The organism is Flavobacterium sp. HSC-32F16 (genome assembly GCF_024171645.1).
Classification (GTDB): domain Bacteria; phylum Bacteroidota; class Bacteroidia; order Flavobacteriales; family Flavobacteriaceae; genus Flavobacterium.
On the sequence record NZ_JALKAC010000001.1, the window covers coordinates 1097302 to 1112725 of the forward strand.

The window sequence follows — 15424 nt, forward strand, 5'->3', positions numbered from 1 at the left end:
TCAAAAAAATTTAATTCAAACTAATCGCAGCAAGGATTTTTATCTAAAACATAAGATTGAAATACAAAAATGAATAAAAATACAATACAAAAACTTAAAATACTTTTCATTCCTTTCTTAATTATCTCATTTGGCTTTTGCACTGTTTACACCTTTCTAAATTGGCTTTTATTGATCAGGTTAGAATTATTTACAGTAAAAGAAATTATAGTAGAATTTGGTATTCCGTTTATCCTTCCTGTAATTCCTGTATTATTCTTTTTTCGAACACGATTAAAAATTTTAAACTTAAAAAAATCTACGGGAAGAACTTACAATGACCTCTATTTATTTGTTCTTTGGCTTTTTATTGCCGGTCCGGCTTTAATCGCTCAAGATTATTTAAAGAACTCAACCGGAAAGTTAAGTCAAATTGAAAATGTTAGTCAAATTTCAAAACAGGAACAAACAAAATATTACAAAGTAAAAAATTTCTACCTTGATAAATCAACAGTTGGCGTTCATACATCGTTTGAAACTGGCGGAAGAAATAATGATTTAGATATAAACCTTTTCATAGTGGTTCCTATTTTTGACAAAAAAAAGGATACTATAAATTCAAGCTGCAAATATTGGTTAGGTATAAAATATGACGACCGGATTAGTAATAGACTTGATGAAAAAGAGAAGCAAGACAGATACGAAAGCTTCTTAAATGAAAGTCAATTTGATTTTGACAGAAAAGATTTAAGCGATTTTGTTTATTTAGAAAGAGTTGGGAATTCTGACATTAGTGATGGTTACAAAGAAGCACTAACAAAAATCAACAAGATTAATACAGAAGGTTCTGTACTATTTATTTCAAAAAATGAACCATTTGAAAACAGAAAAGGAAATACTATTCATTGGTTTATTGGAACATTTTTAATGGGTACAATCGTTTGGCTGATAATGATTTTAATTCCGAAATGTAACGAAACAGAATTAAGACGATTAAAAAGTGGAACATCCAAAGATAAAGACTTAAAAGAGTTTTTTAATTTTATAAAACCTAGAGAAGGTTACTTTATCACACCGATTCTAATATATAGCAATGTTCTCATTTATTTAATAATGGTTATTGCCGGGCTAGGATTTCTATCTTTTAACGGACCCGATTTATTAAACTGGGGCGGAAATTTTAGACCTTATACAACTAATGGACAATGGTGGAGGCTTTTGACCAACATTTTCCTTCATGGGGGTTTGTTACATTTAATGTCAAATATGTTCGGCCTTTTGTTTGTTGGTTTATTCATAGAACCGGTTCTAGGCAGAACAAAATATTTAATACTATATTTAGTTACAGGAATACTAGCCAGCTGTGTCAGTATTTGGTGGCATGAAGCCACTATAAGTATAGGCGCGTCGGGAGCAATTTTTGGACTTTACGGAATATTTCTGGGTCTATTGTTGAGAAAAGTATTTCCGCCAGATTTAAGCAAAGTTTTCTTAACTACAACGTTGATTTTTATAGCTTATAATCTTATCATGGGACTCGCCGGAGGAATTGATAATTCTGCTCACATTGGCGGACTCCTAAGCGGTTTTGTTTTTGGAATAATTATGAGCAAATCTTTAAAAGAAAAAAATGAGAAACACTAAAACCGGTTTTAGCGTTTTACTTCAATTTTCTGCAATTCTAATAACAAAGAAAAATGAAAATATTGCAGCATAACCTTTGTATTTTAATAGTAATACTGTTTGTAAACTCATCTTTTAGCCAGACATTAAAAGTGTCTGATTTTAGAAAAGCGTTTAATTACTATAAACCTGACGAACACAAACTATTATTATCAAAAGGCTTTATTTTGTTGTGTGATACAATTTCATCAAAACAAAAGAAATTCAAATTTCATAAACAAAATACAAATGAAATAATTGAACTAAGCTTTACAGAAGACGGAGAAGGCGGGGAATATTTAAGCATAGTATATTTTTTGCCAAATGAATTTACTTATAAAAATTTTATTTTAACATTAAAGACGTATAAATTCAAGTATAGCAAAAGAAACTCACGTTATCAACTGCCTTCAAGCTCGTATTCTGGCGAAAATATTTACCTTAATGGTTTAACACCTACTAATAGGAAAATATATTATTCTTTAAAATATGACAGCTATAAAGACAAAGCTTTGTCTGGGCCAAGACCTGAATTTAAAAACCAAATAGTTGACAGCATTATAAAAACGAAATAAATTACTATCTGTTATCAAAACAACAAAAAATGCAAAAAGTACTCTTAATAATTTTTATTTTCACTCAAATTAATTTGTATTCACAAACACAAAAAGTAAAGGATAATTTCAATTACCTAATTAGAGATGAAGAAGGTGATTTAAATAACGATGGCTTAATGGATAAAGTGCTGGTAAAAATGGATACGATAGATCAAACGCAACCTTTAAAACTGGAAATCTATTTTTTAGAAAAAAATGGAAAATATAAATTGAATGTATCTACAACAAAGTTAATACAGCCTCAATATCCTGATGGCAAATACTGCGGCAATCAAATACCTAATTTTTTCATTGAAAATGGAATTTTATCCATGGTTTCTGAAATTGGCAAAAAACACTTTTCACATGATTTTAAATTCAAAAATAATTTCTTTGAATTGCAAAAAATATCGAGTGTTATATGGGATGGCAAAAATCTGACTACCGAAACAGATTTTAATCTTTTGACAGGACAAAAAACGGAAATAACGAAAGCATTGGGTTCTGAAAAAATCCTAAAAAAGACAACCAAAAAAATCATCGTAAAGACATTACCCAAAATTGATAATTTCAGCGCTTTTGACAGTAAATTGAATTAAAAAAAACAAGCTCTAACATTTTTTAAAACAATTATGAAAAATGTATTTACAATAGTATCTGTATTACTTTCAATCTTGACTTTTGGACAACTAAAAGACAATAAAGATTATCAATTTATGAAAATGGTAAAACTAAAAGCAAGCCATTGAAGAAAGCGGTTATCTCGGCTTAGTTGACAAACATTGGACTTGGGGGTGGAAATAGTACAGAAAACGGGTACTTAAATCAATATGGTCAAGAATTTGAAAACATTACCGAACTAAAAAACAACAAAAGAGAAGCTTGGACAAAAGACAAAAAACATTTTTTACTAAACAGAAAAGGACAAATAATAAAAACATATCCTAAATAATCATTAGGCTTTGCCTTATTCAAGAAAAACGCAACAAAACCAATACATATAAAATGAGACTAAAACTAACTTTACTTTTCCTGATTTTGTCTGCTTTGACATTTGCCCAGACTAATTTAGGAATTGGCTTGATTTCTATTAAATTTAATGACAAAACCGTCTTGCCGTTTTATTCCTCAATTAATGATAAAACACCACTAAAAACAATTCGTTTTTTTAATGATACATCAATCAACAGCTGGAATATTAAAGATCTTAAAAATCAGCAAAAATGGCTTAAACCAGAAATACTATGGCTGGATTATAATTTCTTTGTTTTTCGATGCGAGAAGCAGGAAAATGACTGGTTTAAAGTAATTATAGACAATGAATCCGGAAAATCACTTTGGATTAAGAAAAACAAGGTAACCGAATTTAAAAATTGGGAAAAATATCTTCAGGATATGTTCCGAATTAGCCGTATTTCAAAAACGGACAAAATTTATAAATTACCCAATAAAAATTCGGCAGTCATTAAATACCCTGGAGAAGATTGCTTTCAGGTCAAAGCAGTGAAAGGAGATTGGATTGAAATTTTCACTTCAGAATGCGATGAATCAAAAAATGAAATAAAATCAGGCTGGATAAAATGGAAAAACGGAAATCAATTATTGATAGAATATTTCCCAACAAGTTAATAAACAATTGAAACTATTACTATATACATTAGCCTTTTTCTAAATTATAAAAATGGAAAATTACAGCATCATTATATTTATACTTGCCATCGTTATCGGATTATCTGCCTTTGCTGACAAAGCAAAATTACCTTATCCTATTCTGCTTGTTATAGTAGGAATTGCAATTGGCTTCGTTCCAACTATGACCGAAATAGAAATTAATCCTGAGATTATTTTTTTATTATTTCTACCTCCCCTGCTATATGATGCTTCATTTAACATTTCTCCTAAAGACTTCAAAACCAACATCAATACCATAAGCACACTTGCCATAACTTTGGTTTTCCTTACTACATTCTGGATTGCTGTTGTGGCCCATTATATAATTCCAAATATAACCTGGCCTCTTGCCTTTGTATTGGGAGCCATTCTTTCTGCAACCGATGCCGTTGCAGCCGTAAGTATCACAAAAGGACTGGGAATATCTCATAAAACCATTACCATTCTTGAAGGCGAAAGTTTAATCAATGATGCTTCTGCCTTAGTTGCTTATAAATTTGCCGTTGCTGCCGTAATGGGATCTGCTTTTATAATCTGGCAGGCCGCATTGCAATTTGTTTTATTACTTGGCGGAGGATTTCTGGTAGGTTTTGTAATGGCAAAAATTCTGGCTGTCATTTTAAAAAAAGTACATAAAAATACTAATGTTACGATCAGTTTTATGCTTTTAATGCCTTTCGTAACTTATTTAATTGCTGAACATTTACATGTTTCCGGAGTAATTGCAGTTGTTATTTCAGGATTAGCCATTGCACGTTTCAGCAAGAAAATCTTTCCTGAAAGCTTAAAAAACAGCTCCCGAAGCCTTTGGGATATTATCATCTTTTTACTAAACGGATTAATCTTTATTCTCATCGGACTTAATTTTAGATACGTATTAAAAGATATTGACGACCATATGATACTGCCTTACGTTGGCTACGCTTTTATCATAACCATCGTTGCATTACTAATACGCTTTGTTAGAATATTTCTTCAAAAAATCAATCTCCAAAAAGCATTTCAAAAAAATCGCCGCGGAAGACGAAAAATCACCGAAGATGCACTTCTCGACTTTAAAAACAGTATCATTTTGGGCTGGTCAGGAATGCGGGGCATTGTTTCTCTTGCCATCGCCATTGGACTTCCAAAAGTTTTGGAAGATGGAAATCCGTTTCCTGAACGAAATGCCATAATCTTTATTTCGGTTGCCGTTGTGCTTTTTACTCTTATCGGGCAGGGACTTACACTTCCGTGGATAGTAAAAAAACTAAATGCTAAAGAATCAGAACAATCTCTTTCCTGATTTTTTTTATGATAAAATCTTCAATATTTCCAAAATCATTATTTTAAAATACTCAATTTTTGTATTATTTTTTCTATATTTTTACCCCTCAAAATAATTAATTTAACCTCAATTAACAACCCATTTTAATGACTGATAATTTAAAATATGCCGCCAAACTATTCAGCAGTGCCGCATTTAGTTTTTTCAAAATAAATATTCTTGGACAATTCTTAATTGTCTTAATAGAAATCTTTACCTTTTGCACTATTATTTATCAATCAGGTCATGGAACGGGCCACATGAACGGATCTGCCATTATAATTGTATTATTTGCTTTACGACCAATTGGGTATACGCTGACCGTACTATCAATATTTGCAACTCCTTTTGTATTGTTTTCTCTTGGAAATAAATACATACTATCTAAAACCATTCATAGACTATTATCAGACAAAGGTGAAGTTCTATTGTTTCCAATTATCGATAAAGTACTCAGCAAAGTCAAAACAAATCAGCCCGAATTATTAAAAACAGGTGCCGACAAAACAAAATTAAAACTAAAATTACTGCAGGAAATACGAGATTCTAAAGAAAATAAATGGCTGAAAAAAATACTTCTTTACGGTTTTAAAAAAGTAAATCTGGATGACGTTGATTTTACAGATGAAAATGTAAGTTTTACTGATATTATTAAAAATAAAACCATAACCGGATTAAAAAACATCTCACAACCAAGCAGAAACTTTTTTTGGATTATTCTTGGAATAGAAATCGTACTTTCGATTCTGGTTCTTTTTCAGGTTGTTTAGAAAACAAAATCCCTTTTGTATTATTTTCAATTTACAACTTCTTAGCAGCGCAGCTTTAAGATTTATTCGTAATTTCGATTTCTCATTAAAATTACAACTACAAAATGGCATCATTTACAAAAGAAATATCTTTTCGCTGGTCAGATCTTGATCCTAATTTTCACGTTCGCCACAGTGCTTATTACGATTTTGGAGCACAGCATCGTATAGAAATCCTTGAAGAATTAGGATTAACCCTAAAAGTAATGCAAACACAGGGTTTCGGACCGGTTTTATTTAGAGAAGAATGTGTTTTTAGAAAAGAATTAAAACTTTCAGACAAAATCTTCATTCATACCAAAACATCAAAAATGAAAGCCGATGCTTCGCGCTGGTCAATTATTCATGAGTTTAGAAGAGAAGACGATACTCTTTGCGCTACAATTACCGTGGATGGCGCATGGATGGATACAAAACTAAGAAAACTGGCTTCTCCAACTCCAGAAATTGCGATTCAGGCTTTAAGCATTTTCCCAAAAAGTGATGATTTTGTTGGACTTTAAGTTGTAAAAGATCAAAATATAAAATCCAAAAACATAATTCTAGATTATGTTTTTGGATTTTTTTATCTCCTTTATTCGGCTAAAACTTTAAAATTACTGCTGAAATTTTCTCCCGAAATATTCAAAATATAAAGTCCGGTTATTTTTTTATTTCCAACATTCAAAGTAAAAACCCCATTTTCGTCAGAAATGATTTTTTCTTTAATGATTGTTTTTCCTGTAATATCACTTAACAATGCCGTTGCAGCAACAAATGTGTGATCTGGAACAGTAATAAATATTTGATCTTTGACGGGATTTGGATACACTTTTACCATACTTTTTCCCTGATTAAATTTATCCGTACTTAAAAAATCCTGCGTAAACAAAGCAGCAACTTCTGTCGCATTTAAAGGATAATTAAAAATCTGTAATTCATCAAACTGCCCTTTGTAAGGTGCTGGCGCAGTTCCAGATGTTAATTCAATTTCACCAATATTTCCAATAATCAGATCCGTTTCTTCAGAGATTCCGGTTACAGCTGTTTCATCTAATTCGGCAGAAAAAACACCATTAGTATAAATCCTGATTTTATGCGCCGGAATATCTCTCATTATCACCACATTTACCCATTCGTCAGTAAAATATTTACCTGCTGCCGTAGTTACTTCCTTTTTCGTTTTATCATCATCAATTGCAAAACGCAAAAGTCCGCCTTTAATCTCAATATTATATCTTCTTCCCGTTGCTCCGGTTGTCGTATTTTTAGTAAAAGAACCTTTGCACAAAACATAAATACTCACGGCAGAAGAACTCGGCAGCAAAGCCGGCGCTGCTTTCATCCAAAACGAAACCGTAAACGAATTTTTATCAAACAATAAATAATCCTGATTCGGAATATTTACCATTGATTTGTTATTGGCAGAAGTCGAAAAATCAATCGCATTATTAGCTTTTCCTGCCACTCTTACATTAGCATTATCAAATGCGGGATCTAAAACTCCATGATTGGAATAACTCGAAATATCGGCAATTTCTTCTCCCTGAAGCGCCGTTTCTTTAAACGGCCAATGACCAACAAGACTTGGCGTTAAGGCACTAAAACTCCAGACATCGCCTGTTGTTGTTCCTTTAGCATTTACCGCATCAACCCTCCAATAATAATTTACTGCCGAATTTAAACCTGTAACCTGATACGACGGACTAGCGGAATATGCTATATCTGTTAACTTATTCAGGTTTAAAGCATTGGTTCCAAAATAAACAGAATATGTTGTAGCATTAGAACTTCCGCTCCATTTTAAAGTCAAATTACCGTTTGTCAATTCTACATTAGAAACAGCATTTATTGGTGTTGGATTGGTTATTTTGGCTGGTGCCGAAGGAATTGGCGGCGTAGTTACAGAAACAATTTGTGTATATACCGATGATTCTGCAGCATTCGTTGCTTTTACACGATAAAAATACTGTGTATTCGGAACTAAATTGGTTTCATTATAACTCGTTGAATTAGCTCCTAAAGTGTTTAAAACGGTAAAATCAGTTCCATTTAAAGAACGTTCCAAAACATAATTTGTTTCGTTTCCTGCATTATCATTCCAATTTACAGTAAACGAACTTAACGGTGGAATTTCAGTCGAAACCACATTAGTAAAATTAACATTGGAAGGCGGAATAATAAAATCTGGCGGTGTTACATTCGTCAAACCATTAATATAAACTTCAATATTAAAATACGGCGAATGTAATGTACTTACAGCCAAAGCATCGGCACTGTTATTTTTATCTAATCCGTTCGCCTCTTCCCATACATCGGGCATTCCGTCATTATCAGAATCCAAAGGTGACGGAGCACCGTAAACATGCCCTGCACCTCCATTTGTAAAACCAAATTGCGTTGTTAAATCAGTCTGCACATACACATACGCTGCGTTTGTTCCTTTAGACATCAAATCTGAAATCATTAAATGATCAACCTGATCTCTTCTTGGATAAGATGCTCCAACACTCGAAACAATTTTATTGTAAGCATCCTGAGCCGTTAAAGTGGTATTTTTCATTGGATAATCATACGGGGTAGAAAGAATTGTTGATGCATTTCCGGTTGGATATCCCGTTAAATCGGCCGGAACCAGGGTTCCGTTCAGTAATCCGTCTTTGTTATTATCAAAATAATTACCGGATCCGTACAAAGAGAAATTATCATTCCCGCGATTAAAAGGTGTAGAAACCGAATTGCTCGTATTAGGTCCGCCAATGAAATAATTATTGATAATATTTACATCAGAACTTCCGGCAGAATCTCCACCCATAATATACGCATCTCCGGATTCTGTATGTCCGTAGGTATTTCCGTAATTTCCCCAATTATATACGACGTTGTTTACAAACTCGTTAATGCCTTTAATTTTATTATTTCGGGTTTTATTACAGATGTATAAATTGCCAATCAGACTTATTTTTCCGCCGGAAGGCTGAATCAATCCTCCTGCCGAATGATTATGACGATGCAGTCCCTGCCCTATGATCGAATTTTGAATCGTAATATTATCCGGACTCACACCTTTATTATCCCAGTTAATCGAAAAAACTTCATCAGTTCCCCAGGTAAAAGTCATATGGTCAAAAATTATGTTTGCACCGTTTGCCAATCCAGATGCATCTTGGTTTTGAGCCGTTCCGCCGTAACGAATTCGAAGATATCGGGCAATTGTATTATTTGCTCCCGTAAACGTAACTCTTGGCCCTAAAAATACAATTCCTTCACCTGTTGCCGTTTGTCCTGCAATTGTGGTATTAGTGGCAACCACAACCTGAGTCTGAAGATTAACGATTCCGCCCACTTTAAAAATAACAAATCTTCCTTCCTGACTTACAGCATCGCGAAATGAACCCGGTCCGTTGTCATTTAAATTGGTTACTAAATAAATCTGCGGATTTGCAGAACCGCGCGCTCCGGTTGTAAATCGGCCGAAACCTGTTGCTTCAGGAAATGCAAGAGTCTGGGCTTTTACATTTCCAGCAGATACAATCAACAAACAATTCATAAAAATTTTAAGCAAAAGCTTAAAATTTAAGGTAGTTTTTCTCATAATGGTTTGGTTATAATGGTTAAATAGTTATAACCAAATTAGCCATTAGCCAAAATGAGAGCGTCCTGCTCAATCCTGTTTTACAACACTAATTATCAATATTTTACATTTTTAAAATAGAAATAGAAATTTCATTTAAATTCAAATAATGTAACTGAAGCTCACAGATGCTTTTTTAAATTTAAATCATATTTTTAACACAATAAAGTTTATAAATAATTTCAAATACAGCATCTTGAATACTCTTAAAATTGTTACTTTGGCAAGTAGTATTATCTTTAATAACAATAACTTTGTTCAGCATCAATTTAAATATTAAAAAGATATGTTCGACTTTGCAAAAGACTTTAGAATAGGCATTATTATTTTTATAATAGCCCTTACAACGATTATTCTGGGAGCCGTAACAGACAAAGTGTTACGCTATTTTTTGTACCGAAAACTAAGTAATAAAGAATATGATGCAACGGGTTTCAAGTTTTTAAAACATTTAATTATAACTGTAATCTATATTCTGGGTTTTGCTTTTGCCTTAATTCAAATTCCTGAGTTTAAAATTATTGGTCATTCTTTTTTAGCCGGTGCCGGAGTTATTTCGTTAGTTGCGGGTCTCGCTTCGCAACAGGCTTTAAGTAATATTGTGAGCGGTATTTTTCTGGTAATTTTTAAACCTTTTAGAATCAACGACAAAATCACGATCAACAATTTTGTAGGTACTGTAGAAGATATCAACCTGAGACAAGTCGTTTTAAAAGATGCCGAAAATAATCGAATCATAATTCCGAACTCCGTAATTAGTGCTCAAATCATTGTTAATACCAATATGCACGACACCAAATGCTGTAAAATAATCGAAATAGGAATTGGTTACGAATCTAATGTTGAAAAAGCGCTGGAAATAATGCAAGATGAAATTGCCACACATGCGCTTTTTATTGACACCAGAACTGCCGAAAATAAAAAAGCAAACACTCCTTTAGTTATTGCCAGAGTTGTGGCTTTAGCTGATTCGAGCGTAACTCTGAAAGCATGGGCATGGGCAAAAAATTCTACAGATGGTTTTGTTATGTACTGCGATTTACTGCAAAGCATCAAGAAACGCTTTGATGAAACAGGAATTGACATTCCCTATCCGCAAAGAGTGATTACATTAAAAAAATAGTTGAAATGAAAGCCACAGAAATCAAACCTATTGAAACTTTGCACCTCTTCCCTATTTTAGACAAACTTCTTATTGATCTTTTAAAATCATTGACGGAAGAAGAATGGCATACCCAGACCGTAGCAAAAAAATGGCTGGTAAAAGATATTGCTTCTCATTTATTGGATGGAAATTTAAGAGGATTGTCAATTTCCAGAGATTGTTATTTTGGAGAAAAACCAGAAAACATCAATTCATACACAGATTTAGTTGATTTTTTGAATCAGCTTAATATGAACTGGACAAATGCGGCAAAAAGATTGAGTCCAAATGTAATTACCAATTTACTGGAAAGCACCGGAAAAGAATATTATGAGCATTTACGAACCTTACAACCTTTTGAAAATGCAGTATTTTCAGTTGCTTGGGCGGGCGAAGAAGTCTCTTTAAACTGGTTTCATATTGCGAGAGAATATACAGAGAAATTTCTGCATCAGCAGCAAATTAGAGATGCTGTTGGCAAACAGGCACTTTTAACCAAGGAATTATTTTACCCGTTCATTCATACTTTTATGCAGGCGCTGCCGAATGCTTATAAAAAAACAAAAGCAGAAAATGGAACCATTGTAACTTTAATCGTTAATACAGAAATTGGCGGACAATGGAATATCATTAAACAAGAGGAAAACTGGAAATTTATTGATTCTTTTGATAGTAAAGCAAATGCAGTTTTAAAAATTGATCCAAATGATGCGTGGCTTTTGTTTTCAAAAGGAATGAAACCGGAACAGGCAAAAGAAAAAGTGCAGATTATTGGTGATGCCGCACTTTCAGAAATCGCACTAAATATTGTTTCTGTTATGGCATAAATGTAACGGTTTTCATTTTTTTTCTGATAACTTTAAGACTTTAATCTTTGCTTTTCAAAATGCATAGCGTTAAATTTATAATCCTTAATTAAACCTGAATTTAAATGAAAACTATAAAACTCCTCATACTGTTATTACCTCTTTTCTGCTTTTCGCAGGGAGAAAAAATTAGGCAGTTAGATATCAATTTAACGAATTATGATTATCCATTTCCGGTTCAGTTTTTAGAATTGAACATACAGCGTCAAAACTTAAAAATGGCGTATATGGATATTAAACCCGATAATTACAACAATAAAAATATTGTACTGCTTCACGGAAAAAATTTCAACGGTGCGTATTGGGAAACAACAATAAATGCGCTTACAAAAGAAGGTTTTCGTGTTATTGTTCCAGACCAAATAGGTTTTGGGAAATCATCTAAACCGGATAATTTTCAATATACATTTCAGCAGTTTGCAGAAAATACTAAAAAACTACTTGATCATTTAGGCATTACGAAAACTACCATTTTAGGGCATTCTATGGGTGGAATGTTAGCCACAAGATTTACACTGATGTATCCTGAAACAGCCGAAAAATTAGTTCTCGAAAATCCAATTGGTTTAGAAGACTGGAAACTTGTAGTTCCATACAAACCCGTAGACTGGTGGTACGAATCTGAGTTAAAGCAAAATTACGAAGGCATCAAAAAGTACCAAATGTCCAATTATTATGATGGAAAATGGAATGCCGATTACCAAAAATGGGCCGAACTTGGAGCCGGCTGGACTACAGCTCCAGATTATAGTAAAGCAGCCTGGAATTCGGCTTTGATGTATGATATGATTTTTACACAGCCTGTTTTATACGAATTTAAAAACATCAAAAGTCCAACACTTTTAATCATCGGAACAAGAGATAAAACCGCAATTGGAAAGCCTTTAGTTTCTGAAGAAATTAGAAAAACAATGGGAAATTATGCTGAATTGGGAAAAAAAACTCAAAAAGCAATTCCGAATTCAAAATTGGTTGAAGTACCAAATACGGGGCATTTACCGCATATTGAATCTTTCGATCAATTTATAAAACCATTAATCGTATTTTTGAAACAATAATTTTTTTGTTTGCCTCGAATGACAGTAATTTTCACGAATTAATTTTCATCTGCCTAAATAAAAAATTAGTGTGGATTCGTATTATCAGCAAACTTCTAACCTAAAAAACTAAATATTTATGTTTACTATCGATCAAATTAAAGAAGCCCATTCTAAAGTAAAAAGCGGTGCCGATTTTCCAAATTATATACAAGATTTAATTATTTTAGGCGTAAAAGGTTACGACACTTTCGTGAATGACGGGCATGTTGAATACTATGGCGTAAATAATTACACGGTTACATCTGACGAGAAATATGATCCAATTTCAGTTGCTGTAACAGTAAATAAAGAACTTTTTATTGAATTTCTTGTAAAACATCAGCACGGCGAAACAGATTATCTAACCTTTTGTAATCATGCTGGACAATGCGGTATTGCAAAATGGAGAGTTGATATTATCGAAATGACCTGTACCTATTTTGATACAGCCGGAAACGAAATCTTAATCGAGAAAATTCCTGATTAATTTAAAATTCCCAGACAATGTATCATAAAGTGTCTCCAATACTAAACGCTGACGAATTAATAAAATTGAATAATTCGTCAGCATTTATACTAATCGATGCCAGAGCAGGAATTAATGCTGAAGAAAATTATAAAACCGAACATTTAAAAGGTGCTCGCTATGTTGATTTAAATAAAGATTTAGCGGCTGTTGATGATCCGGAAAATGGCGGAAGACATCCCCTGCCTTCTTTTTCTAAATTTTCTGATGTACTTTCTAAACTTGGAATTTCACCTTCCTCTCAAATTGTAATTTACGATGACAAAAACGGTTCAAACGCTGCTTCACGATTTTGGTGGATGCTGAGAGCTGTTGGGCATAAAAACGTTCAGGTTTTAAATGGAGGTCTGCAAGAAGCGGTAAAAGCAGGTTTTCCTATTAGTTCTGAAATCGAAACTTTTGAATCAACAGAAAAATATCCCATTTCAGAATGGAAATTAAAAACTGCCGATATTGAAGAAGTAGAAAAAGTTCGAAATAACAGCGATAATATCGTAATCGATGTAAGAGATAAAAATCGATTTGACGGACTTACAGAACCTTTGGATTTAATCGCCGGACATATTCCAGGGGCTGTAAATGTTCCGTTTAGCGAAAATCTGGATGAAAATGGACTTTTCAAATCTCCTGAAGTTTTATCCAAAAAATATGCTGAAGTTTTAAATAATAAAACATCCGAAAATATAATTGTACATTGCGGTTCCGGCGTTACGGCCTGTCATACGCTTCTGGCAATGGATTATGCGGGAATAGAAATCCCGAAACTTTATGTAGGTTCCTGGAGTGAATGGTCCAGAAATGACCGCGAAATGGCAACAAAAAACTAGAATAAACTTTATTTTTTTGCCGCAGATTAAGGATTAAAAATAATTCAACTTGTGTAATTTTTTTAATCTGTGGCAAAAGAAATTTTTAATAATACAAAAATGCAGCACTGGGATATACTTTTATCTAATCAGGTAAACAAAAAAGCTTTTATAGACAACATACTCAACGGCGAAGCAAAAGGGGAATTAGCCGTTTTTAATAACCAAAAAGGAATTTTATTCTCTGATATCGCAATCGAAAAATTCATTGAAAAAGAATATCAATATGACAGCGTAGAAGCTTCTCCTGAATCTCACAGACAGCTGCGCACTTTTTCATCTGGAGAACGCAAAAAAGAATTTTTAAAATACTGCATTAATCAAAAACCGGATTTTATTATTTTTGATAATCCGTTTGATCACTTAGATCAGGCTTCAAGAGTAATTCTGGCTGATTCTTTAAAAGATTTAACCAACGATATTGCCATTATTCAGCTTTTGAACCGTACCGTTGATGTTTTGGAATTTGTGCCGAATAAAGTTCAAATTAAAGACAATACATTCGAATTGTATCCCATTTCAAAAACCGAAAATCATTTTAAAACCTTAAATACATCGGCAATTCCTAAAGCGATTGAACCACATTCCTTCCACGAAAGTGTATTAATAAAACTTGAAAACGTTTCAGTTAGTTATGATGAAAGAAAAATTCTCGACAACATTTCCTGGACTATAAAGCAAGGTGAATTCTGGCAGTTAATTGGTCCAAATGGCTCTGGAAAAAGCACCATTTTATCTTTAATTACAGGTGATAATCCAAAAGGATTTGGTCAGGATTTATTTTTATTTGGAAGAAAAAAAGGAACTGGAGAAAGTGTTTGGGACATCAAAAAACAAATTGGAATTTTCGCTGCTTCGATGACGGATTTATTCCAAAAAGGGCATACTTTAGAAGAAATGATTCTTTCGGGCTTTTTCGATTCAATTGGACTTTATATCGAACCTACAACACATCAAAAACAAATCGTTACACAATGGCTGGAAGTGATCGAAATGACGCATTTAAGAAAAAAACGCTTTATTGATCTTTCTGTCGGCCAGCAAAGAGTTGCGCTTATTGTGCGTGCGGTTTTAAAACATCCGCCATTATTAATTTTGGACGAACCTGTAGAAGGTTTAGACGATGAAAATGTCAATTTGGTAATTCAGCTCATCAACACCATAAAACAGCAAACAAACGTCACGATATTATACGTTTCGCACAGAATAGAATCCGGCCTTGCTCCTACTTCCGTTTTTGAACTTTTACCAGCGTCAACGGGATCAATTGGCAACATAAAATACCATTCAGAATTAAACTAAACACA

General features: G+C 33.1%; 14 protein-coding genes. 13 read left to right on the forward strand and 1 reads right to left on the reverse strand.

The window, feature by feature from the left end:
* Nucleotides 1-69 precede the first annotated feature (69 nt).
* From L1276_RS04855 to L1276_RS04885, 7 genes are all read left to right on the forward strand, one after another.
* On the forward strand, nucleotides 70-1623 hold the full coding sequence (locus L1276_RS04855; RefSeq protein WP_253785906.1) for a rhomboid family intramembrane serine protease: 1554 nt from the start codon (nucleotides 70-72) through the stop codon (nucleotides 1621-1623).
* A gap of 53 nt (nucleotides 1624-1676) precedes the next feature.
* A complete protein-coding gene (locus tag L1276_RS04860; protein ID WP_253785907.1) occupies nucleotides 1677-2216 on the forward strand; it encodes a hypothetical protein in 540 nt (179 codons plus the stop codon).
* Between the two features lie 29 nt (nucleotides 2217-2245).
* The gene (locus L1276_RS04865; RefSeq protein WP_253785908.1) at nucleotides 2246-2836 is read left to right on the forward strand and encodes a hypothetical protein; all 591 of its coding nucleotides are present in this window, start codon (nucleotides 2246-2248) and stop codon (nucleotides 2834-2836) included.
* A gap of 406 nt (nucleotides 2837-3242) precedes the next feature.
* Nucleotides 3243-3866: a hypothetical protein gene (locus L1276_RS04870; RefSeq protein WP_253785909.1), complete on the forward strand. Its 624-nt coding sequence runs from the start codon at nucleotides 3243-3245 to the stop codon at nucleotides 3864-3866.
* A gap of 52 nt (nucleotides 3867-3918) precedes the next feature.
* Complete coding sequence (locus tag L1276_RS04875) at nucleotides 3919-5193, forward strand: Na+/H+ antiporter (RefSeq protein ID WP_253785910.1); 1275 nt, start codon at nucleotides 3919-3921, stop codon at nucleotides 5191-5193.
* Between the two features lie 128 nt (nucleotides 5194-5321).
* Nucleotides 5322-5984 carry a hypothetical protein gene (locus L1276_RS04880; RefSeq protein WP_253785911.1) on the forward strand — a complete coding sequence of 221 codons (663 nt, stop codon included), beginning with the start codon at nucleotides 5322-5324 and terminating at the stop codon, nucleotides 5982-5984.
* 104 nt (nucleotides 5985-6088) lie between these two features.
* Complete coding sequence (locus L1276_RS04885) at nucleotides 6089-6526, forward strand: thioesterase family protein (RefSeq protein WP_057122622.1); 438 nt, start codon at nucleotides 6089-6091, stop codon at nucleotides 6524-6526.
* A 71-nt stretch (nucleotides 6527-6597) separates the two neighbouring features.
* Here L1276_RS04885 and L1276_RS04890 read toward each other — a convergent pair whose 3' ends face one another.
* The gene (locus tag L1276_RS04890; protein WP_253785912.1) at nucleotides 6598-9597 is read right to left on the reverse strand and encodes a LamG-like jellyroll fold domain-containing protein; all 3000 of its coding nucleotides are present in this window, start codon (nucleotides 9595-9597) and stop codon (nucleotides 6598-6600) included.
* A gap of 325 nt (nucleotides 9598-9922) precedes the next feature.
* Between L1276_RS04890 and L1276_RS04895 the strand changes: the two genes are divergently transcribed.
* From L1276_RS04895 to L1276_RS04920, 6 genes are all read left to right on the forward strand, one after another.
* A complete protein-coding gene (locus tag L1276_RS04895) occupies nucleotides 9923-10759 on the forward strand; it encodes a mechanosensitive ion channel family protein (protein ID WP_253785913.1) in 837 nt (278 codons plus the stop codon).
* A gap of 5 nt (nucleotides 10760-10764) precedes the next feature.
* Entirely contained in the window at nucleotides 10765-11607 is an 843-nt protein-coding gene (locus tag L1276_RS04900; RefSeq protein WP_253785914.1) for a maleylpyruvate isomerase N-terminal domain-containing protein, read from the forward strand.
* A gap of 104 nt (nucleotides 11608-11711) precedes the next feature.
* A complete protein-coding gene (locus L1276_RS04905) occupies nucleotides 11712-12704 on the forward strand; it encodes an alpha/beta fold hydrolase (protein WP_253785915.1) in 993 nt (330 codons plus the stop codon).
* A 118-nt stretch (nucleotides 12705-12822) separates the two neighbouring features.
* Complete coding sequence (locus tag L1276_RS04910; protein ID WP_253785916.1) at nucleotides 12823-13212, forward strand: DUF1398 domain-containing protein; 390 nt, start codon at nucleotides 12823-12825, stop codon at nucleotides 13210-13212.
* Nucleotides 13213-13229: 17 nt separating this feature from the next.
* Nucleotides 13230-14078, forward strand: coding sequence for a sulfurtransferase (locus L1276_RS04915; RefSeq protein ID WP_253785917.1), 849 nt, complete (start codon nucleotides 13230-13232; stop codon nucleotides 14076-14078).
* 69 nt (nucleotides 14079-14147) lie between these two features.
* Nucleotides 14148-15419: an ATP-binding cassette domain-containing protein gene (locus L1276_RS04920; RefSeq protein WP_253785918.1), complete on the forward strand. Its 1272-nt coding sequence runs from the start codon at nucleotides 14148-14150 to the stop codon at nucleotides 15417-15419.
* The last annotated feature ends 5 nt before the right edge of the window (nucleotides 15420-15424 follow it).

Excerpts from the sequence above, each read along its gene's own strand:
- L1276_RS04855 (WP_253785906.1), top strand. The coding sequence starts at position 70 with ATGAATAAAAATACAATACAAAAACTTAAAATACTTTTCATTCCTTTC.
- L1276_RS04860 (WP_253785907.1), top strand. The coding sequence starts at position 1,677 with ATGAAAATATTGCAGCATAACCTTTGTATTTTAATAGTAATACTGTTT.
- L1276_RS04865 (WP_253785908.1), top strand. The coding sequence starts at position 2,246 with ATGCAAAAAGTACTCTTAATAATTTTTATTTTCACTCAAATTAATTTG.
- L1276_RS04870 (WP_253785909.1), top strand. The coding sequence starts at position 3,243 with ATGAGACTAAAACTAACTTTACTTTTCCTGATTTTGTCTGCTTTGACA.
- L1276_RS04875 (WP_253785910.1), top strand. The coding sequence starts at position 3,919 with ATGGAAAATTACAGCATCATTATATTTATACTTGCCATCGTTATCGGA.
- L1276_RS04880 (WP_253785911.1), top strand. The coding sequence starts at position 5,322 with ATGACTGATAATTTAAAATATGCCGCCAAACTATTCAGCAGTGCCGCA.
- L1276_RS04885 (WP_057122622.1), top strand. The coding sequence starts at position 6,089 with ATGGCATCATTTACAAAAGAAATATCTTTTCGCTGGTCAGATCTTGAT.
- L1276_RS04890 (WP_253785912.1), bottom strand. The coding sequence starts at position 9,597 with ATGAGAAAAACTACCTTAAATTTTAAGCTTTTGCTTAAAATTTTTATG.
- L1276_RS04895 (WP_253785913.1), top strand. The coding sequence starts at position 9,923 with ATGTTCGACTTTGCAAAAGACTTTAGAATAGGCATTATTATTTTTATA.
- L1276_RS04900 (WP_253785914.1), top strand. The coding sequence starts at position 10,765 with ATGAAAGCCACAGAAATCAAACCTATTGAAACTTTGCACCTCTTCCCT.
- L1276_RS04905 (WP_253785915.1), top strand. The coding sequence starts at position 11,712 with ATGAAAACTATAAAACTCCTCATACTGTTATTACCTCTTTTCTGCTTT.
- L1276_RS04910 (WP_253785916.1), top strand. The coding sequence starts at position 12,823 with ATGTTTACTATCGATCAAATTAAAGAAGCCCATTCTAAAGTAAAAAGC.
- L1276_RS04915 (WP_253785917.1), top strand. The coding sequence starts at position 13,230 with ATGTATCATAAAGTGTCTCCAATACTAAACGCTGACGAATTAATAAAA.